This is a genomic window from Paenibacillus sp. Negev47, from assembly GCF_058313655.1.
In genome coordinates, this window is the sequence record NZ_CM177754.1 from 5,712,139 (window position 1) to 5,732,934 (window position 20,796).

The 20,796-nt window shown below is 45.6% G+C and carries 16 protein-coding genes, 3 rRNA genes and 1 pseudogene; 4 read left to right on the forward strand and 16 right to left on the reverse strand.

What is annotated here, in order from left to right; translation table 11 throughout:
- Positions 1-262 precede the first annotated feature (262 nt).
- From AC4G47_RS25700 to AC4G47_RS25740, 9 genes are all read right to left on the reverse strand, one after another.
- A complete protein-coding gene (locus tag AC4G47_RS25700) occupies positions 263-745 on the reverse strand; it encodes a hypothetical protein (RefSeq protein ID WP_491103410.1) in 483 nt (160 codons plus the stop codon).
- A gap of 282 nt (positions 746-1,027) precedes the next feature.
- Entirely contained in the window at positions 1,028-1,684 is a 657-nt protein-coding gene (locus AC4G47_RS25705) for a deoxynucleoside kinase (protein ID WP_458125353.1), read from the reverse strand.
- Positions 1,681-2,304: a deoxynucleoside kinase gene (locus AC4G47_RS25710; protein ID WP_458125352.1), complete on the reverse strand. Its 624-nt coding sequence runs from the start codon at positions 2,302-2,304 to the stop codon at positions 1,681-1,683. The genes AC4G47_RS25705 and AC4G47_RS25710 overlap by 4 nt, the downstream gene beginning before the upstream one ends.
- Positions 2,305-2,554: 250 nt before the next feature.
- A 5S ribosomal RNA gene (gene rrf, locus AC4G47_RS25715) occupies positions 2,555-2,671 on the reverse strand.
- Positions 2,672-2,751: 80 nt separating this feature from the next.
- Positions 2,752-5,679 (reverse strand): 23S ribosomal RNA (locus AC4G47_RS25720).
- Positions 5,680-6,045: 366 nt separating this feature from the next.
- Positions 6,046-7,598, reverse strand: a 16S ribosomal RNA gene (locus AC4G47_RS25725).
- Together the 16S, 23S and 5S rRNA genes form the textbook arrangement of a ribosomal RNA operon.
- Positions 7,599-8,259: 661 nt before the next feature.
- Complete coding sequence (locus tag AC4G47_RS25730; protein ID WP_491103412.1) at positions 8,260-9,435, reverse strand: YhgE/Pip domain-containing protein; 1,176 nt, start codon at positions 9,433-9,435, stop codon at positions 8,260-8,262.
- An 80-nt stretch (positions 9,436-9,515) separates the two neighbouring features.
- On the reverse strand, positions 9,516-9,947 hold the full coding sequence (locus tag AC4G47_RS25735; RefSeq protein ID WP_036605963.1) for a MarR family winged helix-turn-helix transcriptional regulator: 432 nt from the start codon (positions 9,945-9,947) through the stop codon (positions 9,516-9,518).
- A 165-nt stretch (positions 9,948-10,112) separates the two neighbouring features.
- The gene (locus tag AC4G47_RS25740) at positions 10,113-10,280 is read right to left on the reverse strand and encodes a DUF3934 family protein (protein ID WP_090904771.1); all 168 of its coding nucleotides are present in this window, start codon (positions 10,278-10,280) and stop codon (positions 10,113-10,115) included.
- A gap of 303 nt (positions 10,281-10,583) precedes the next feature.
- Here AC4G47_RS25740 and AC4G47_RS25745 point away from each other — a divergent pair.
- Positions 10,584-10,712: pseudogene (locus AC4G47_RS25745) on the forward strand (family 1 glycosylhydrolase); the annotation flags it as partial.
- An 88-nt stretch (positions 10,713-10,800) separates the two neighbouring features.
- Here AC4G47_RS25745 and AC4G47_RS25750 read toward each other — a convergent pair.
- The 3 genes from AC4G47_RS25750 to AC4G47_RS25760 all read right to left on the reverse strand — a co-directional run bounded on the left by AC4G47_RS25750 (position 10,801) and on the right by AC4G47_RS25760 (position 13,288).
- Positions 10,801-12,021, reverse strand: coding sequence for an MFS transporter (locus AC4G47_RS25750; RefSeq protein ID WP_458125350.1), 1,221 nt, complete (start codon positions 12,019-12,021; stop codon positions 10,801-10,803).
- Between the two features lie 32 nt (positions 12,022-12,053).
- Positions 12,054-12,653 (reverse strand): TetR/AcrR family transcriptional regulator, encoded by a 600-nt coding sequence (locus AC4G47_RS25755; protein WP_458127153.1) that lies wholly within the window; start codon positions 12,651-12,653, stop codon positions 12,054-12,056.
- Between the two features lie 218 nt (positions 12,654-12,871).
- Positions 12,872-13,288, reverse strand: a complete 417-nt coding sequence (locus tag AC4G47_RS25760; protein WP_491106802.1) for a VOC family protein — start codon at positions 13,286-13,288, stop codon at positions 12,872-12,874.
- 279 nt (positions 13,289-13,567) lie between these two features.
- On the opposite strand from AC4G47_RS25760, the gene AC4G47_RS25765 reads away from it, so the two are divergent.
- Entirely contained in the window at positions 13,568-14,323 is a 756-nt protein-coding gene (locus AC4G47_RS25765; RefSeq protein WP_491103413.1) for a class I SAM-dependent methyltransferase, read from the forward strand.
- Between the two features lie 115 nt (positions 14,324-14,438).
- On the opposite strand, the gene pbp4 is transcribed toward AC4G47_RS25765, so the two are convergent.
- Positions 14,439-16,526, reverse strand: a complete 2,088-nt coding sequence (gene pbp4 / locus AC4G47_RS25770) for a penicillin-binding protein PBP4(5) (RefSeq protein ID WP_491103414.1) — start codon at positions 16,524-16,526, stop codon at positions 14,439-14,441.
- 177 nt (positions 16,527-16,703) lie between these two features.
- Here pbp4 and AC4G47_RS25775 point away from each other — a divergent pair, with 177 nt between their 5' ends.
- A complete protein-coding gene (locus AC4G47_RS25775) occupies positions 16,704-17,108 on the forward strand; it encodes a CBS domain-containing protein (RefSeq protein ID WP_145326300.1) in 405 nt (134 codons plus the stop codon).
- A 181-nt stretch (positions 17,109-17,289) separates the two neighbouring features.
- Here AC4G47_RS25775 and AC4G47_RS25780 read toward each other — a convergent pair whose 3' ends face one another.
- Positions 17,290-17,739: a hypothetical protein gene (locus tag AC4G47_RS25780; RefSeq protein WP_491103415.1), complete on the reverse strand. Its 450-nt coding sequence runs from the start codon at positions 17,737-17,739 to the stop codon at positions 17,290-17,292.
- Positions 17,740-18,007: 268 nt separating this feature from the next.
- Here AC4G47_RS25780 and AC4G47_RS25785 point away from each other — a divergent pair, with 268 nt between their 5' ends.
- On the forward strand, positions 18,008-18,610 hold the full coding sequence (locus tag AC4G47_RS25785) for a hypothetical protein (RefSeq protein WP_491103416.1): 603 nt from the start codon (positions 18,008-18,010) through the stop codon (positions 18,608-18,610).
- Positions 18,611-19,401: 791 nt separating this feature from the next.
- Here AC4G47_RS25785 and AC4G47_RS25790 read toward each other — a convergent pair.
- Together AC4G47_RS25790 and AC4G47_RS25795 are read right to left on the reverse strand one after the other, a co-directional pair.
- Positions 19,402-19,974, reverse strand: coding sequence for a hypothetical protein (locus AC4G47_RS25790; RefSeq protein ID WP_491103417.1), 573 nt, complete (start codon positions 19,972-19,974; stop codon positions 19,402-19,404).
- A 17-nt stretch (positions 19,975-19,991) separates the two neighbouring features.
- Entirely contained in the window at positions 19,992-20,756 is a 765-nt protein-coding gene (locus AC4G47_RS25795) for a hypothetical protein (protein WP_491103418.1), read from the reverse strand.
- Positions 20,757-20,796: the final 40 nt, after the last annotated feature.

Below are 20,796 nucleotides of genomic sequence, written 5' to 3' on the forward strand. Positions count from 1 at the left end.
GACACGATATCGATATTGCCAATACTGTCGCCCATATACAAAAGGGACGTACGCCCTCAGGCGTCACGTCCCTTTATGTATCCAAGTAACTCAGCCGCAATGTGAACAACTCATATTGGTGTTCACTCTGAGCACTTTCTGAATATCTGCGATTGTTACCTTTACGAGTTCTCCGTGGTTTTGCCAACGGCAAGTGCAACATAAAGTAGATTGCTCTTTACTACGTTTTTTCTTCCACTTCCTGCGTCCACCGTCTATCGAATTATGCTCTTGGTGCGTGATCCGATGACGACGCGTCCGAAGCCGGGCTGGTTCTCGCCATCCGGCCAGGAATCTGCCATGCAGACACAATCGCAAGCACAATGAATAACAAATCAATCGGTTGACTGAAATACTCCTGGAAGGTTTCCACAAACGCACTGATCATCTCGCTATCAAACACGAGTTCCATCACGCTTACATCACCAAACAGTTCCGAAGTAAAGTATACCACCGTCAGATATTTACCCAGCAAAATGCCTACGAGAGCAAAAAGTACAGCTATGATCTTATGTACTGTCGCAATTTGTTTGTTCGAGAACAATACAACTGCGTAGCCCGTGAGCGCTCCAATCAAAATGGCAATGAGCCCTACCTCATACTCGGTCATTGCAGCAATAGCTGCCCATACAATGCCTCCCAGAATGGCTGCAATTAAGCCACCAATGATCGGCATACCGATTTTAATTCCTTGTTTCTCTTCCACGTTGTCTTTCCCTCCTGAGTCATGCTTATGCTTATTTTCCAGAATTCACCTTTCCTATGAAACCACAAAAAGACCTATTTTTCAACAACTTTCTACTTTTAGTGACCATGTATCCATTATGTTAGAATAGATATATTGGGTGTCCATTTCCATATTCCCTTAGAAAAATGATGTTGCATTTGTTCAAAATGTATCCCAGGCACTCTCATGATACGAAAAAACATCCCTTTTAGCAGCCTAATAGCCGTAAAAGGGATGTTTGCCTTTGTTTGCATCTTATCTTTATATTTGAGCTTCCTTGGAAGGCTGAATGACAGCCGCAATCTGTGCCAAAATGGCATCCACCGATGCCGGATCATGCACATCATACTCATCAATGTTCAGGCGTAACACAGGGCAGGCCGTAAACTGGTTAATCCATACCGAATAGCGCTCATGCATGTGCTCCCAGTACGAACGATCCGTTTGAATTTCCATCTCGCGTCCGCGTTCGGTAATACGGCTCAAAATCGACGGCAGACTGCCTTCCAGATAGATCAGTACATCTGGATGTGGGAAATACGGTGTCATCACCATCGCTTCAAACAAACTGCTGTATGTCTCGAAATCTGTAGCAGACATGGTTCCTTGATCCGCATGCATCTGTGCAAAAATGCCCGTATCTTCATAGATGGATCGATCCTGTACGAATCCTCCACCCAGTTCAAAAATCTTCTTCTGTTCCTTAAAGCGCTCCGCCAGGAAATAAATCTGCAAATGAAAGCTCCAACGCTCGAAATCATGATAGAACTTCTCCAAATAAGGATTGTGATCGACTTGCTCCAGAGAGGTCTTAAAATTCAAACGCTGTGCAAGTGCAGCTGTTAACGTGGATTTACCCACCCCAACCGTACCTGCTACCGTAATTAATGCATTCGTTGGAATGCCATAGTTATTCATATGATATACTCCTTTACCTGATTAACAATCTGCCTGAAGTGCTCAGGATGTTCTACAAAATCGAGTTGCTCCGCGTTGACTTTAATGATTACTGGCGGATTCGAGCTTTTGGCCAAATAGTCCATGCCAGTTTTGTAATCGACGATCAGTTGTTCCATATATGCCGGGTCCATGTCCTGCTCAAATGAGCGTCCACGTTTATTAATGCGGTACATCAACGTTTCGAGTTCAGCTTCTATATAGAGCACCAGATTGGGCTTCGGCAGATCATCCGTTAACAGATGATAGATTTGACGGTATTTATCCCGTTTCGTTCCCTTTAAGGTACGATCGGCAAAAATCATATTTTTATAGATATGGTAGTCCGAAATGACAGGGGTATTCTGCTCTACGTAGTGAGCGCCCGTGTCTTCCAGTTGTTTAAACCGATTACACAGAAAAAACATTTCCAATTGGAAACTCCACTCGTCGATATCCTGATAAAAGGAAGCCAGAAATGGGTTCTCTTCTACGATTTCTTTAACCAGCGGAAGGTTCAATTCATGGGAAAGCATCGTTGCCAGCGTTGTTTTCCCCGCTCCGATCGGACCTTCCACGGCAATAAACGGGGCTGATTTCATCGTGTTCACTGTTCCTCCTCGTACTTATGCGTGTTTCCGTTTCTATATAGACCTCACCTATTGTATCACAGCTTTAAGGATTGGGACGCCAGTATTTTATGTATATAACAAGTCAAATCGGAACCAATACGATGCAAACCTTCTGTCACATACGTAATTAGTTCTCTATCTATTAAAATAACACGTTGTACACAATGTAATAAAAATAAAAAAAGACACACTCGAAATCATTCAAGTGTGTCTCTGTGTTGCTTGGCGGCGTCCTACTCTCCCAGGACCCTGCGGTCCAAGTACCATCGGCGCTAGAGGGCTTAACGGTCGTGTTCGGGATGGGTACGTGTGGAACCCCTCCGCCATCGCCACCAAACGCATAGCTTAGCTTACATTTCAGAGATCATTCTCTGAAAACTAGATTCGAAACGAAACATGCGAATTCAAACTTGCAAATTGGATAAGCCCTCGACCGATTAGTACTGGTCAGCTCCATGCATTGCTGCACTTCCACCCCCAGCCTATCTACCTCGTCGTCTTCAAGGGGTCTTACATACTGGGAAATCTCATCTTGAGGGGGGCTTCACGCTTAGATGCTTTCAGCGTTTATCCCTTCCGTACATAGCTACCCAGCGGTGCTCCTGGCGGAACAACTGGTACACCAGCGGTACGTCCATCCCGGTCCTCTCGTACTAAGGACAGCTCCTCTCAAATTTCCTACGCCCACGACAGATAGGGACCGAACTGTCTCACGACGTTCTGAACCCAGCTCGCGTACCGCTTTAATGGGCGAACAGCCCAACCCTTGGGACCTACTTCAGCCCCAGGATGCGATGAGCCGACATCGAGGTGCCAAACCTCCCCGTCGATGTGGACTCTTGGGGGAGATAAGCCTGTTATCCCCAGGGTAGCTTTTATCCGTTGAGCGATGGCCCTTCCATGCGGTACCACCGGATCACTAAGCCCGACTTTCGTCCCTGCTCGACTTGTAGGTCTCGCAGTCAAGCTCCCTTATGCCTTTGCACTCTTCGAATGATTTCCAACCATTCTGAGGGAACCTTTGGGCGCCTCCGTTACTCTTTAGGAGGCGACCGCCCCAGTCAAACTGCCCACCTGACACTGTCCCCGCACCGGATTACGGTACCAGGTTAGAACCTAGATACGATCAGGGTGGTATCCCAACGTTGCCTCCATGCAAGCTGGCGCTCACACTTCAAAGGCTCCCACCTATCCTGTACAGATCGTACCCAAATTCAATATCAAGCTGCAGTAAAGCTCCATGGGGTCTTTCCGTCTTGTCGCGGGTAACCTGCATCTTCACAGGTATTAAAATTTCACCGGATCTCTCGTTGAGACAGCGCCCAAGTCGTTACGCCATTCGTGCGGGTCAGAATTTACCTGACAAGGAATTTCGCTACCTTAGGACCGTTATAGTTACGGCCGCCGTTTACTGGGGCTTCGGTTCACAGCTTCGGGATTACTCCCTAACCACTCCCCTTAACCTTCCAGCACCGGGCAGGCGTCAGCCCGTATACTTCGCCTTACGGCTTCGCACAGACCTGTGTTTTTGCTAAACAGTCGCTTGGGCCTTTTCACTGCGGCCCCCTCGTGCTATTCACACTACCGGGGCACCCCTTCTCCCGAAGTTACGGGGTCATTTTGCCGAGTTCCTTAACGAGAGTTCTTCCGCGCGCCTTAGAATACTCTTCTCGCCTACCTGTGTCGGTTTGCGGTACGGGCACCATCACCTGGCTAGAGGCTTTTCTTGGCAGTGTGAGATCATGACCTTCGCTACTGTAATTTTCACTCCCCATCACAGCTCAGCCTTACAATGTGCGGATTTGCCTACACATCAGCCTTACTGCTTAGACGGACATCCATCAGTCCGCGTCACTACCCTACTGCGTCCCCCCATTGCTCATAACGGCTTACGGTGGTACAGGAATTTCGACCTGTTGTCCTTCGACTACGCCTTTCGGCCTCGCCTTAGGTCCCGACTTACCCTGAGCGGACGAGCCTTCCTCAGGAACCCTTAGGCTTTCGGCGGATCAGATTCTCACTGATCTTTTCGTTACTCATACCGGCATTCTCACTTGTATAATGTCCAGCGCTCCTTACGGTACACCTTCAACCCTTATACAACGCTCCCCTACCCCTGATGCAAAGCATCAAGCCATAGCTTCGGTGGTGTGTTTAGCCCCGTTACATTTTCGGCGCAGAGTCACTCGACCAGTGAGCTATTACGCACTCTTTAAATGATGGCTGCTTCTAAGCCAACATCCTGGTTGTCTGTGCAACTCCACATCCTTTCCCACTTAACACACACTTGGGGACCTTAGCTGATGGTCTGGGCTGTTTCCCTTTTGACAATGGATCTTAGCACTCACTGTCTGACTCCCGGAAGTAAGTCTATGGCATTCGGAGTTTGACTGAGCTTGGTAACCCTTGCGGGCCCCGCACCCAATCAGTGCTCTACCTCCACGACTCTGTTTTCCGAGGCTAGCCCTAAAGCTATTTCGGGGAGAACCAGCTATCTCCGAGTTCGATTGGAATTTCTCCGCTACCCCCACCTCATCCCCGCATTTTTCAACATGCGTGGGTTCGGGCCTCCAGTGCGTGTTACCGCACCTTCACCCTGGACAGGGGTAGATCACCCGGTTTCGGGTCTACGTCCACGTACTATGTCGCCCTATTCAGACTCGCTTTCGCTGCGGCTCCGGCTCTTCACCTTAACCTTGCACGGGAACGTAACTCGCCGGTTCATTCTACAAAAGGCACGCCATCACCCCTAAAACGGGCTCTGACTTTTTGTAAGCACACGGTTTCAGGTTCTATTTCACTCCCCTTCCGGGGTGCTTTTCACCTTTCCCTCACGGTACTGCTTCACTATCGGTCGCTAGGAAGTATTTAGCCTTGGCAGATGGTCCTGCCGGATTCATACGGGGTTTCACGTGCCCCGCACTACTCGGGATCCGTCTCGGAGGGAACAGACTTTCAATTACAGGGCTTTTACCTTCTTTGGCGGGCCTTTCCAGACCTCTTCGCTTAACCGGTTCCTTTGTAACTCCATGTGAGACGTCCCACAACCCCAAAGAGCAAGCTCTCTGGTTTGGGCTTCTCCGCGTTCGCTCGCCGCTACTGACGGAATCACTATTGTTTTCTCTTCCTCAGGGTACTTAGATGTTTCAGTTCCCCTGGTATGCCTCTGCACAACCTATGTATTCAGTTGTGAGTAACTGGAAATTACCCCAGCTGGGTTTCCCCATTCGGACACCCCCGGATCAAAGCTTGCTTACAGCTCCCCGAGGCAGTTTCGTTGTTCGCCACGTCCTTCATCGGCTCCTAGCGCCTAGGCATCCTCCGTGTGCTCTTAGTAGCTTAACCATATTGCTCCGGTTTTGACTGCTCGCTTCCCTTGTTTTGCTTGCGCAAAGCCAAAAGTCACTCCGATTCAATACCATCGCAAAAGCAATTAACTACCGTTTTTATTGAAACTTGTTTGCACAAGTTCAGCTAAAAAGGAATGTTCTAATTCGCATTTACTTTCGTTTCGATATCTAGTTTTCAAAGAACAAGCTCCATGCAAAAGCAAGCTGTTTGAGAGTTTGAGCTCTCAAAACTGAGCAACGAGTGAGTGTTTTTGCTCTTCATTTCATCCACACCAAGGTGAAGGACCGAAATGAATCGCTGTCGCAGGTTCTAAGAACCTGCTTATTTGAATGTTTCCACGCGGGAAACGATTCTCCATAGAAAGGAGGTGATCCAGCCGCACCTTCCGATACGGCTACCTTGTTACGACTTCACCCCAATCATCTATCCCACCTTCGGCGGCTGGCTCCTTGCGGTTACCCCACCGACTTCGGGTGTTATAAACTCTCGTGGTGTGACGGGCGGTGTGTACAAGACCCGGGAACGTATTCACCGCGGCATGCTGATCCGCGATTACTAGCAATTCCGACTTCATGCAGGCGAGTTGCAGCCTGCAATCCGAACTGAGACCGGCTTTGTTGGGATTGGCTCCATCTCGCGATTTCGCAGCCCGTTGTACCGGCCATTGTAGTACGTGTGTAGCCCAGGTCATAAGGGGCATGATGATTTGACGTCATCCCCACCTTCCTCCGGTTTGTCACCGGCAGTCTATCTAGAGTGCCCACCCGAAGTGCTGGCAACTAAATATAAGGGTTGCGCTCGTTGCGGGACTTAACCCAACATCTCACGACACGAGCTGACGACAACCATGCACCACCTGTCTCCTCTGTCCCGAAGGAAAGGTACATCTCTGTACTGATCAGAGGGATGTCAAGACCTGGTAAGGTTCTTCGCGTTGCTTCGAATTAAACCACATACTCCACTGCTTGTGCGGGTCCCCGTCAATTCCTTTGAGTTTCAGTCTTGCGACCGTACTCCCCAGGCGGAGTGCTTAATGTGTTAACTTCGGCACCAAGGGTATCGAAACCCCTAACACCTAGCACTCATCGTTTACGGCGTGGACTACCAGGGTATCTAATCCTGTTTGCTCCCCACGCTTTCGCGCCTCAGCGTCAGTTACAGCCCAGAGAGTCGCCTTCGCCACTGGTGTTCCTCCACATATCTACGCATTTCACCGCTACACGTGGAATTCCACTCTCCTCTTCTGCACTCAAGTCACCCAGTTTCCAGTGCGATCCGGGGTTGAGCCCCGGGATTAAACACCAGACTTAAATGACCGCCTGCGCGCGCTTTACGCCCAATAATTCCGGACAACGCTTGCCCCCTACGTATTACCGCGGCTGCTGGCACGTAGTTAGCCGGGGCTTTCTTCTCAGGTACCGTCACCTTGAGAGCAGTTACTCTCCCAAGCGTTCTTCCCTGGCAACAGAGCTTTACGATCCGAAAACCTTCATCACTCACGCGGCATTGCTCCGTCAGGCTTTCGCCCATTGCGGAAGATTCCCTACTGCTGCCTCCCGTAGGAGTCTGGGCCGTGTCTCAGTCCCAGTGTGGCCGATCACCCTCTCAGGTCGGCTACGCATCGTCGCCTTGGTGAGCCGTTACCTCACCAACTAGCTAATGCGCCGCAGGCCCATCCCCAAGTGACAGATTGCTCCGTCTTTCCAGTTTCCTTCAGGCGAAGAAAACAACTATTCGGTATTAGCTACCGTTTCCGGTAGTTGTCCCAAACTTGAGGGCAGGTTGCCTACGTGTTACTCACCCGTCCGCCGCTAACCATCAGAGAAGCAAGCTTCTCTTCAAGTCCGCTCGACTTGCATGTATTAGGCATGCCGCCAGCGTTCGTCCTGAGCCAGGATCAAACTCTCCAATAAAGATGAATCCCAGTAGCGCGGTTAAACGCTATGAAAATCATCTCAAATATTTGAAAAGAGCGATAAGCTCATTTTGAATCTGACGAGATTAAAAATCTCATTTGTGCTCCAGTCGATTCAAGCCAAGGCTTGTCTCAAACTTTCGCGTTCATTCTGCAAGCAGAATGTTTACTCACTCGTTGTTCAGTTTTCAAAGATCAAACTTGTTTCGTTACCGAACGTTGTTCTCTTCAGCAACTCTTATATATTACCATGTCCGAACCAACTTTGCAAGCTCTTTTTTTAAGTTTCTTTCGAAGCTTATTTTATTCGCTTGCCGCACCGTGTAAACCGTGTTTTCTTGGCCGGATTAATAATATATCACGTATAGATATTAATTACAACACTTAATTTAATTAAATTCAATTTTGAAAATTGACTACCTTTTACTGTGTTGATCTCCATTTAGATTTATTAGGACTAAATCTCCTCTGATATATTTTAGCTTCATTAATAAGCTCAATTAAGCTTATCCTTTTATCAACGTCATACAAGATTACAGGAGTACACTGAGTTACCACGTGTATAAATAGCAGTATTATAGAAGATAAGCAAAAAAAGTGATGCACGCATATAACTATACGTGAACCACTTTTTTGTGTGTTATTACATTATATACCCTTTAATGCTGTGCCTGTGCTGTTGCTGGAGGCGTCATCGTCATTTGTCCATTACCTGCTTTTTGCATGCCAACTCTCAGCAATGTAATTCCCCACGTTATAATCGAGATCAACAGAAGATGAACCACGTATCCACCCACAGCTTCTCCACTATAGATCAAACGCATAAATCCCTGTACCCCATTGGAAGCGGGCAGGAAGTTTCCAATATAACGGTAGAATGGAGCCAGCATCTCGGCTGGAATGATATTTCCTGCTGTCATCAACTGGAGCGGAACCATCGCTACATTAAATAGAGGGCCTGCATTGCCAAACAGGGCAAAACTCATTTGTGTAAAACAGATACAAGCCAGACTTACAAGCACATGATACAAATACAACGCGCCGAAGGAGCTCGCAACATCCGTGAACTGAAGAGCTACTGTATCCACAATTAGGGGAACGATCACCGCTATACACAATAACAGCATTTGCCGTCCCCAGAAGATTTCCCATTTGGAATGGTTACGCTTCATGATATTCGACGTAATATTGAACTGAATATTCATGGTCATTGAAGCAATGTAGGTGATAAAACCCAGAATCATGGGCAGCATCGATGTTGCAAAATCACTCACACTGTTCGTTTTATTAATTTCAGCCTTCACAGGCCCTTCATTCATCTTCGCCATCGCTTGTCCAATGGCTGCACTTAAATCGTCGCTGTTTATACTATCGTTATTGAGCGTCACTTGAACCTTGGATTCCAGAATCCCTTGACCCATTTGTGTAGTCATTCCGGTCGCAGCATGTTCCACAATGGATTTGGCTACATCCGCATTGCCCTGATTGATATAAAAGGACAAGCTCGCCTCTGTACCGCTACCAATCTGGTCAGCGAACCCTTCCGGAATCACAATAACCATCGCATAGTTACCCGCATTCATCTGTTGCTCGGCTTCCTTCGCAGAATCCAGCACATGTACCTGGAACGGGGCGAGCGTCTCAATCTGCTTCTGCACTTCTGTTCCCTGTGTCCCATCTTCGTTCACCAGCGCTACTTGAAGCTGATCTACTCTCTCCGTAGCTTGATGATAACCCGTCATCCAGATCACAACAAATAACAACGGAACAATTAGTGCAAAAACCAATCCTATTTTCGTCTGTGGTACTTTCAAAAATTCTTTGAAGCTTTTCATTCGTTCACGACTCCCAATGGTTAAAATTAAAATAATTGCACTACATATATATGCACATGCACATATTTGGCCAAAAAAATTTATTTCATCTTCTCATAGATTCGATTCATCACATTCATGAATGCTTCAAGCTCTTCAGGGGAACATTCGGCGAGTGCCTCTTGCTCTTGTTGTTTTGCCTTGGGTGTCAGAACGTTATTCATTTCCAGTCCTTCCGCCGTCAAACAAAGCAAAACCGCTCGGCGATCCTGCGGATCTTCTTCTCTGGTCACCAGACCTTTACGAATCAACTTGTCTATAATTTTCCCCACAGTTGTCTGGTCCCGAACGGTTAATTCGGCCAGTTTCTTCTGTGATATATGACTCCCCGCCTTGCTCAATTCATTCAAAACTGCAAATTGTTCCGGCGTAATATCCTGTTCACTCAGATTTCTGGTTGTTGTTTTTTTATATGCCAGATACGTACGTGACAAAATCAGCCCAAGTGGATTTTCATCCATATTTACAGGCATGCTGATGCTCCTTTCTCCATATAGTAGCACTACCATCTAATTTGCGTAAGATCTATATTATTACCAGATCTACAATACTGTCAATTTAATTTTTTATAATTCCAAACAAAAAGAGACCCACCCGATAGTCAGGCAGCTCTCTCCTCTGGCATCGTCAAGCCACACTTACTCGGGCTTGCCACTTGAAGTTTCGGTATCATCCTTCTTCTTCGTGCCTTTACTTTTATAAGGCTTCGGGGCACTTTTCGCCCGGTTAGCAGCTGCTTGCCAACGGTTCCAGCCTTTTTTGCCAGTACCGCGGCCGGTGCCGCCTTTTCCTTTTGCTTTGCTCATGTTATCACTCCATTAATCCTGTATATGCTTAAAAATGACCGTCCTCGGTAACTTATTATGCAACCCAGCCCATCTAATTCACTTCCAGCAATCTTATTATACCAAAAATCCACGTCTTTACGTCCATTTCCAGAAATCAATGTATTGTTATTCTGCTATGAAAGCGGTATAGTGGACATAATTGAAAGAGGAAGCTGTGTCTTCTTCGGGATTGTTACTGGTTAGCAGGCGATACCCAAACCAAGGCTGTTTATTAAGCCTTAGTTTGGGTTTTTTTGTTATTATTATGACCAATTGAGGTGATCAAGCAAACGTTATGGATTCATCTATGTGGACCGTGAGGAATTCGATATCAAGGAATTGAGACGTATCCGCAAACAGAGCTTCCACTGGTATCAAAAACTGATTGAAACGAATGGAGAAATCCGTTAATACCGTAATATCAAAAAAGTCGACTGCACATGTTTTTCCAAGTGTAGTCTACTTCTTTGGTTAATGCATTTATTTCCCAAAATGAAAATTACATTTCAGCCTTCGGTTGTTTTACCGTTTTGACCCCTCTGAGTACCCGTAAGGATAAAAGGAAACAGATTGCCAGAACGGCAGCTGCCGAAACGTAAGGATAGTTAATATTGACATCAAATAGTGCTCCAGCTACGATTGGACCTGCGATATTCCCCAAACTGGTGTACGCCGAGTTCAGTCCGGCCACAAAGCCCTGTTGTTCTTGTGCCAATTTGGACATCTGCGTACTGATTGCCGGACGCAAAATATCCATACCCAGAAACACGATGAAGGTTACGACAAGAATGAGCCAGTACGTATGCACGAACAAGGTCAACAGTACAAATACCGCTACAAATAACAGACAGACCGAAATGACCATCTTTTCACCAAACCGGTTGAGCAACCAACCGATCAATGATACTTGCACAACCGCGCCCGCGATGGAACCAAATGTAATAATGAATGCAATGTCTTTCGTCGTGAAACCAAACTTGTGATCCACAAACAGTGAAAATACCGTCTCATAGTTCGCCAGACCAAATGCCATAACAAACACGATAATCAAGCTGAAAAAGTACGGTTCACGGTACGAATTCAGCAATTGTGTTACCATACCCGGACCTTTAACCTTCGCTGCGCCAGCCACAGGTTTACTTTGCTCTCCTGTGCTTCGTGCCGATTCAGGCAAAATAATCATTGTAATGATCGCTGCCAATAAACCGGCAACCCCTGCAGCATAGAATGGAATTCGAATGCCAAAGTCTGCAATGTATCCACCAATTCCTGGACCAATGATAAATCCGGTTGTAATGGCTGCATTAATCAATCCCATACCTTTGCCGCGTTCTTCCTCTGTCGTAATATCCGCGGTGTAGGCCATAACTGCCGGGAAGATCATCGCGGCTCCAATACCCCCCAGCATACGGGCTGCGAAGAGCAACACCGGTGCATTAACTGCACCAAACATGAACTCCGATACAGCAAAGATCAGCATGCCGCCAACTATAATTTTCTTACGTCCCCAGGTATCCGACCAACGTCCTGCAAGAGGCGAGAACAGAAACTGGGTGAAGGAGAACGCCGCTACTAGCAAACCAACCGTGAACCCCGTGATATGCAGTAGATCCATATATGCAGGCATGATCGGTACAACCAGACCAATACCCGTAAAAACGAGAAAAATATTAAACATTAACAGCAGCAATGCGCCCCTGTTCCGTGTTAGTAATGCCATGATTCCATCCTCCGTAGTTGTCAGAATGTTGCTTAATCTTTATCTTTTGCAATGCCGTGCAAAAATACACTGGCAGCTTGACGGTACAAAGCGAGGGCCTGGTCAGACTCCATACCCCGTGACATCTGACTAAGACCAATAATGGTACTTTCTAAAATCAGTGCGAGATGATCTACATTGTCTGGTTTGAACTCACCGCTCTCAATCCCTTGTTCTATCATTTGTTTGTTAAATTGAAGATGCCGCTTGAACATCAAGGCAATTCGTTCCTCGATATCATTCTCTTTCTTCTCCCCGGTGAAGAACTCATCTGCTGCTTTGGTCAAAGGATGATTCATGTCATCCAGTATCAATTGTTCCGCCAAGCCGTAAATCTTCTCCGTGGAGGTGCGATAAAGATGCTCTTTAGCGGCCCAACTCTCTTCCCACTCCCGATCCCACTCATCGATTAGATAGAGGAACAGACCTTCTTTACTTTTAAAATGGTAATATATATTGCCCTTGCTGCTGCCCGTTGCAGCTACAATATCCTCAATGGACGTTGCTTTATAGCCTTTTTGTACAAAAAGGGCTTTGGAAGCATCCGCAAGTTTTTTCTTGGTCTGCTCAGTCTGAAGTTGTTTTTTATTCATATTCATTCGTTTCACTCCGTTCCATCCATACTGAACATTCGTTCTGTATTTTAACAGATACACTCAATATATGCAATCAAATAAAGGAGAATTAGCCATAGGCCAAATCTCCTTCAGCGTCTGATGGAACGGTAACGATAACTTTTCATATTTGAACCAGTCATCGTGGATGCAAAAGAACCTTCCTATTAAAGGAAGGCTCTACTCATTTCATTTTTTCACTCTGAAGGAAAAGCACTTAGATCCATATAGGAGACTTCCCATAGGTGATCATCCAGATCCTGAAAACTCCATCCATACATGAATCCGTGATCCTGCGGTTCGTTGTATGGCTTCGCTCCTGCATCTAGGGCAGCTTGTACAATCACATCCACCTGCTCACGGCTATCCACAGACAGGGCAACGATGACTTCGGTTGTATCGGCAGCATTGGAGATTTTTTTCGAGATGAAGGATTGAAAACGCTCCTCCACCAGAAGCATGGCGTAAATGTTATCTCCGATGATCATACAGGTAGCGGACTCATCCGTAAAATTGGCGTCAAACTCAAAACCCACCTTAGTAAAAAAATCAACGGATTTCTTCAAATCTTGGACAGGTAAATTGACAAAAATCTGCTTAGCACGAATAGTCACCATCGATCACCTCGAACTTATAGAATAGATTCCACCTCAAAATAACATCTCGCGTATACGCTGTCAATTGAATATAATTAGTGATATTCCAACCTGTGAGGTGACTCGGATGTTGTTCCGAATTGTTCGAAGTAAGTAGTCGTCGGGCTGGGTCAAAACGCGTACCAGCTATCAAGGGACACGTCTGTCCTTTTGATCCTGTTCGACCATCTACACTAGAATGATAACGCACAACACTCCTGTCCTGTTCAAAAAAACTCACATTGGAGGAATACTAAAATGAAGAACAAAATAAACTATGCTGATTTTTATGAACGAGTAGGTCGCAAGAATGGCTGGAACTTCAGCTCTATGAACGTGGTCTCGGAAAATGTCGGATGGAACTTCTATGAGGAAGTTGTTCGCCATACGCGATCGTCCGATCTATTGTTGGATATTGGGACGGGTGGTGGAGAAGCTATTCTCTCCATTGCCAAAGAAGCCTTGTTATTAGTGGGAATCGATCTCTCTCAAGGAATGATTGAAACGGCACAGCATAATCTTCAGGCTGCGGGCCCTCATCCCAATGTACGCTTTGTGCATATGGATGCAGAGAAACTGGCATTTCCCCAAAACTTTTTTAATGTGGTCTCCTCCAGACACTCCGGATTCTCTGCTTCAGAAGTCTTCAGAGTTCTTGCTGAGGGTGGGATATTTCTAACCCAGCAGGTCAGTGAACACGATAAATCCAACATTTCAGAAGCTTTTGGCCGTGGACAAAGCCTTGGCATTCGACCTGGCACATTGATGGAACGGTACAAGCGTGAACTTCAAAAAGCAGGTTTCCATGACATTCAAGCCCGTGAATATAATGTAGTGGAACATTACGCTACACCCGAAGATTTGATGTTTCTCCTGACCCATGCACCAATTATTCCTAATTTCGGAGAAATTGAAACTGACTTGGAGCGCTTCCAGCAGTTTGTGGAAGAAAACCACGACGAGAAGGGCATCCGCACCAATTCGGCACGCTTTATGATTACTGCAAGAAAATAAATGATTTCATATCTATAAAATAATATAAAAAGCCCGGTCACATGTGAGAACCATAACATGATGGTGACCGGGCTGTTTATTATAATTGCACAACTATTCTATTGATTGCATCAGACTACTGCCTAATCTCCAACTTTTCCAGAAAAGGCTTCAATTTATCCACGACATAATGGCTTCCGCCCCGGCCGTTCACTTCTTCAATCACAGCGGATAACAGGAAGTCCCGTGACTCGGTATCAAACACCACGAAAAATCCGTTCTCTTGCCCCTTCTCGCCTTTCTTCGCTTTCAGTTCGGCTGTTCCTGTCTTACCGGCGAGTCCTCCAGGTATTGAGTTTAAGATATGTGCCGTGCCTCCCTGTCGGGAGACAACTTCTCCCAAAGCATCCTTAACCGTATTCGCAACTTCGGGAGTAATAACCACCTCTGGGTCAGAAGTTTCTTTTCCCTCGATCAGGACAGGTCTCACCAATTTTCCTTCATTAATAAAAGGTGTAAATGACGACGCCAGATGAATCGGCGACATCAACATTTCTCCTTGTCCGTAGGACGTGTCAGCGAGCAACACCTCGGATGACAGATCCAGATTCGCTTCGTTAGCATACTGGCTCGGCTTCAGGTACAGTTCATCCAGTCCAAAGTTATCGCCAAAACCAAACTTCTGGATCCCCTCAATAAACTTGGTGCTGCCCATCTCTATGGCTTCCATTGCAAAGTAAATATTGTCCGAATACACCAGTGCATCGACCATATTCACCGGGGATAAACTCTTCACACGCTTGACATAATAACCGCCCCAACTATCGTCTTTACGCCATTGCAAGCCAGAGATATCATGTGTTTTGTCCGCTGTGGTCACCTTTTCCATTAGTCCCGCTGCGGCTGTAATCGCTTTGAAGGTTGATCCTGGTGCATACCGGGTAGTGACTCTGTTGATAAAAGGAAGCTTCTCATTCGCCGAGTAAGCATCCCACTCTGCCTGTGTAAGTCCTGTAACCATCTTGTTCGGATTATAGGAAGGCGCACTGACCAACGCCAGCAGGTTGCCGTCCGTCGGATTCATCAGAACCATCGCTCCAGCGTCTCCTCCGCTGGATAATGTCTGATACAATTTCTTTTGCTGCTTGGAGCTAATGGTCAGTTGAACATTCTGTCCATCTACAGCATCTTTTCGAATAAGCTCAGAAAGTGAGTTACCGGATTCATCGGTGATTTCAATCAGACCACCACGCTCACCGCGCAGCTGCTTCTCCATGGACTGCTCCAAACCTGCTTTGCCGATCCAATCTTCTGCACGATAATATCCTTCCGTATCCTTATCCAGATCTTCCTTGGTGGCTTTACGTACGTAACCAATCAGATGCGCCGCTGCCTCGCCGAGTGGATAATAACGGATTTCCTTGCTTTGCATTGTAACCCCACTTAAAGACGCCGGCACGTCAAACTCCTCTGTGGATGCAATCGGGACAAAATATTCCGGCTTCACCCATGTCTGCGCAAGCGCCTTGTGAATGGCATCTTCCGAAACCTGATAATGGCTCGCGATTCGGGCAATCATCTGATCCGGGTTATCACCGAGTTTCTCGGGTACAATGCCCCATTCATTCATCGTGCCCTTGGTAGCCAGCGGCAAACCATCACGATCCACAATGTTTCCACGATCCGGGAACAGTGTCCTCACTCGTACCTTACTCCCCTTAATCATGTCACTCAGGATCAGCGAAGGCTGCCAGTTAATTTGCCAGTTTTTTCCCCCATCCTCAAGCTCTTGTCGGACCAGTTTCAGTGTATGCGTCTCGCTGACTTCTCCCAAAAAAGTTGTCAGTTGCAGGTTATAGTCCACCTCATACGTATCCGTGTTTTTATCCTCAGCATCTGTCTTACTGCCATCGGCGGCCGTTTCGGTAACTTCCACAGGCTTAACCTCCGCCTTGATGGTGGATACTTCCATACCCGAATAGATCGCATTGTATTTCTCAACAAATTGTTCTTTGTTCATGCCCGACTCTTGCAGTGAAGCAGGTGTCATCAAGGTATATAGCTGATCGAACTCTTTTTTCTGCAGATGCTCTATGTACTGATTCACGGTAGTCTGGGGCTTCGCTTCTGCTTCTTTGTTATTCTGCATGTATAGATACATTCCGATGCCACCTGCAAATAATATGGGTAGTAGTCCGTACATTAACTTACGTTTGGATTTCATGGTTACATCACCTCTAATATACACTATAGATTTCCAGAGCCATTTAAACAATGAAACAAATCTGACGAATTTATCATTAAAAATAGCCGAAAGCTCACATAATATGTTTAAATAAGAAGAGTGAGATTACATACTAAAGCTTTTTTGCTATGCAAAAGGCTGAAAAGGAGCCCGATGATGGAAATCAGCTATTTTTTACTCCCCAAAGCCGAAGTGGCCTATATCAAGTCTACCGCTTCCATGAAAGATGCTATTGAGCAATTGGAATCGCAGCACTACACCGCCATTCCCGTGATTGACCAGGATGGAAAATATGTTGCTACTCTGTCCGAAGGCGATTTGTTATGGAAAATGCGAAATACACCCGGCTTGACTTTCGATAATATGGATCAGGTTCAAGTCCATGAGATTAACAATCGGGTATATAATGAATGTGTCTACATTGAGGCTGAAATGGAGGATATGCTGACACTTGCAGCAGACCAAAATTTTGTACCCGTGGTAGATGTCGATCGTGTCTTCCTGGGTATTATCCGTCGTAAGGATATTATTGAATATTATACGCGCAACATTTCGGATTAGATTCAAGCGGACATCCCGTAATAAACGAATATTCAACTCAAAAGGGTACGCCTATGGTCAATGATTGGCCAACTGGGGTACCCTTTTCGTTTCATGCTATGGTCAAAATCACTCTACTTGCGCTTAGCCCGCTCTCCCTTGTAATAACTCAACACGTCTCTTGGGCTTGGTGTTAGATCTTTCATTGCACCGTCTCCTCCTCCAGAACGAAGTACCACTCCAGAAAAGCATTGAAATCAGCCCACTGCGGCTTACTCTCGCCATTGAGAAACCGTTCGATGGACTCACCCAGTTCCACCAGCACCACTTCTTCCGTCTGACGGTTGTAGAAAAATCCACCTTCACCTTCAAAACTGTCCATAGGAATATACGCCTCGGGTAGCCCCAATGTGAGCTGTGCTACATTCACGTCTTCCATATATACGGTGTTCTCCATAAACCAGCAGATCTGATACAACTCCTGATGTCTGCTGTAAAAGGTTGGTCCATCCTCTGCATGTAAATAAAATTGTGCAAAATCCGACTGAAGATCAATCTCAAGCTTTCGCAGTGCTTCTTCGTATGCTGCGGGAACATCTTCATGCCACCAGCCTTGCTCCTGGCAATGATCAATCACTTTATTGGATAACATTGTAGGCCTCCTAATTCAATTTTACGGGTATCCAGACTTGGGGGGTGCGCCATGACCTCCGTACACTTCAAGTTCCGGAATCCCTGCATGCTGATATGAAGTGGAAGGAAACCACTCAAAAAGGTGTGCTCTTCTGCACGCGCATTGTCCTACAGATACTGTATCAAAAGGGCAAGACGATTGGAAATACAACTCCATCTCCTAATTCTGGTGCAACTTTCTCCATAGTCATTCGTCTAACTACTGATTAAATCTAAAGGAGATGACTATGCGAATAACTTGCAGCCCCGGTTTCCCAGGAAGCATGATTGGATCGATTGATCTCCAACCATCGAAGTATTACACCGCACCCTCCATGAACAGCAAGATCACAGATCATGTTCATCCTGAACTCGTTACCATTCCCTATGTGGAAGATCCGGAATTGGGATCACACTTTGACAGCATGAAGGTCATGAAGGGGACGTATAAAAATGAAATGCATGTGAGCTATGATGTGGAGTTTACGATTGATGTGGACAAAAAAGGGTACATAACGCAATTTGAGCATACGTTTCAGCTGGAACGTTATCTGGATCTGATCCGCACACAGTCCTATAAAGTAATTAAGACGAACTGGCGTGGACAAGCCTTTCACGTGATGACATATAGCTATCTGGAGGAAGTCATTAATCCGAAGAATGTTCTTTTTAAATGTAATCGCGCGGAGGATGTGTTTGTGGTAGCTGAGCTTGTCTCCAATCGCTCCGATGGAAATATGGCAGAGCACGATATCAGGGATCTTCACTTCCGTGCATTAATCTCATCCCGAGATGATCTGTATCCTATTGATTATATGTGTGAACCTGACTTCGATCTCAGTCTCGACTGAATATAATATATACATGCCAGTTTTTTTCATTTTATAAAATTAGAAAGCATAGTATCCACTCCAGTTAATGTGATTAGTCGAATAAAGCCCCTGATCCTGTTGATCAGCGGCCTCCCTTGGTTTTATAACTATTGTTTCCCGTTAGTTGAATGACAGGTCGTCAGAATATTGCATGCTAAGCGTTCCATTGATTCTTATCGCCAGATTCTTGTACTCCTAACAAGCAGTAGAAATAGGGGTACACCTTGTAATATTTCTATAACTCGGGAGATCCAACATCATCGAAAACCATTAAGGAAAGAAGCTGTGTATATCTCCGCTTGAATGTTTGTCCTGTATAAGTCATGAAAAATGCACCCCATAGAATTTCATCGGATAACCTAAGGAGGTTTTTCCAATGTCTATTCTAAGGAATGCACTTCATAGTTTGAACCGTGGGTTTAAAATTCGATTTTCTGGAGTATTCATCGACGTATTTTTGTAATTACTTATTTTCGTTTTTTCTGGAATTTCATAAATTAATATCGCTATCTTTTGTGGGTGATTGAAACGAAATAAGTGCCCATTGCCCCTCATACACTTTCAATCACACCGTTCATTTAAGAAGCCGAACATTCACAAAATCCTTGCGATCACCTCCGAATGTCAGGATGCAGGTTGTAAGAAAATCGATCGAGGCAAGCCCAATTCGGCAAAGCGTAGTGTGCCCCTTTGAGCCTAGCTGAGCGCTTAGAGGGCGGAAACGACGAGTGAACAACTTCCCCCACTGTCAATCTCTTTGGCATAGGAAATTAACTGCTCAAAGTATCATTTATAGTATAAACCCCACCTTGTCCCTCTTCTACTAAATAAACATCAAAGTCATTTGATCCCAACATGACAAATCTAAATTCCTTGCCCCGAGGAGCTCTCAAATGCACGGTTTTAAAAGGGTTGGCTGTATCGCTTAATTTGCCAAGTAAGGAAACTGTACGGTCTGCACCTGCTAATAGTAAACCTTTATCCAAACTTTCGGTATCGTTATAGAAATGAAGGATATGATGCGTATCAGCAGTATTGTCCGAAACGGCTCTGACGGATACACCACCATCCACCGTGTTAGCAATGGTGAATTTTTTGCCATCCTTCAGTTCCAAGTAGTGTTCATGCTCGGAAACATATCTTTCTACACGACCGCTTTCGAGGTTGTAAAATAAATCGGCTGATAGTGTATTGGGCCACATCCCATTAACCTCGGAACCATCCGCTAAAGTCGCCTTCATGAAAAATAAAATCGTGGTTTCGCTGGGCATTCTCCTTGTAGGTGCCAGCTTTGAGGTAACATCGCTAATCCAGTTTTTTAATACGCTGTCGTTTAGTTTCAAGTCCTCTGACCCCCACCCTAAACGAAGCAAAGCGATCTGAGCTTGAGATAAAGCATAGTACATTCCAAGCTGAGGAATGATACGTTCAAATACGTTATCGTTTTGTCCATGGCTGTAACCGTCTCGGATGCACCTACTGCCGTATTTCCGTACGTAGAACCCACTTCTGCTTTGAAATGAGAATCAAGGAACATAAGTGAGCCTTCATTCTTATTAAATGTAACTTTCAGTGTTGAGTGTGCAGTTCCTTCATTAACAATCCCTAAAGCCCTGTTAAAGGCATAAGACTCTCTATACTTACCTGTATCGGAAATTATACCGAATCGTCTCGTCAATAAAGCATTTAAATTTTCAAGCAAAAGATCTTTATTAACTTCATTGCTTATTGAAGCGGCGTCAAGACCCAATAGTCTGACAATCCCCTCAGGCTGGAAAGGGTCAACAGGATAGTTGATCGTTTTAGCAAAATGTTCTTTAAGTCGTTCAGATAATAATATCAGTTCTGACTTCAGCAGCAAATTGCAAAGAGATAACACATCCTCGTTCAAATACATATATACGAAACTTCCATTTGCAATAATCGTTTCCAGAATATCCGCAAGAAACATATCACCTACCAGAAAATCAGACCCTACTCGCACAGTAAGATGACCATCATCTGAAAATCCGGCTCTAATAGGAGGAAGAGGAAGTTCAAAATGATGATCTAATCTCAAAACGATTCCAGGTTCCTTTGACGTATCATCATTTTCTTCAATCGCTGACTTTAGGATCATACTCATCTTAACTCCTTTATACATGACTCCTTCGTAAGGAAGGCTA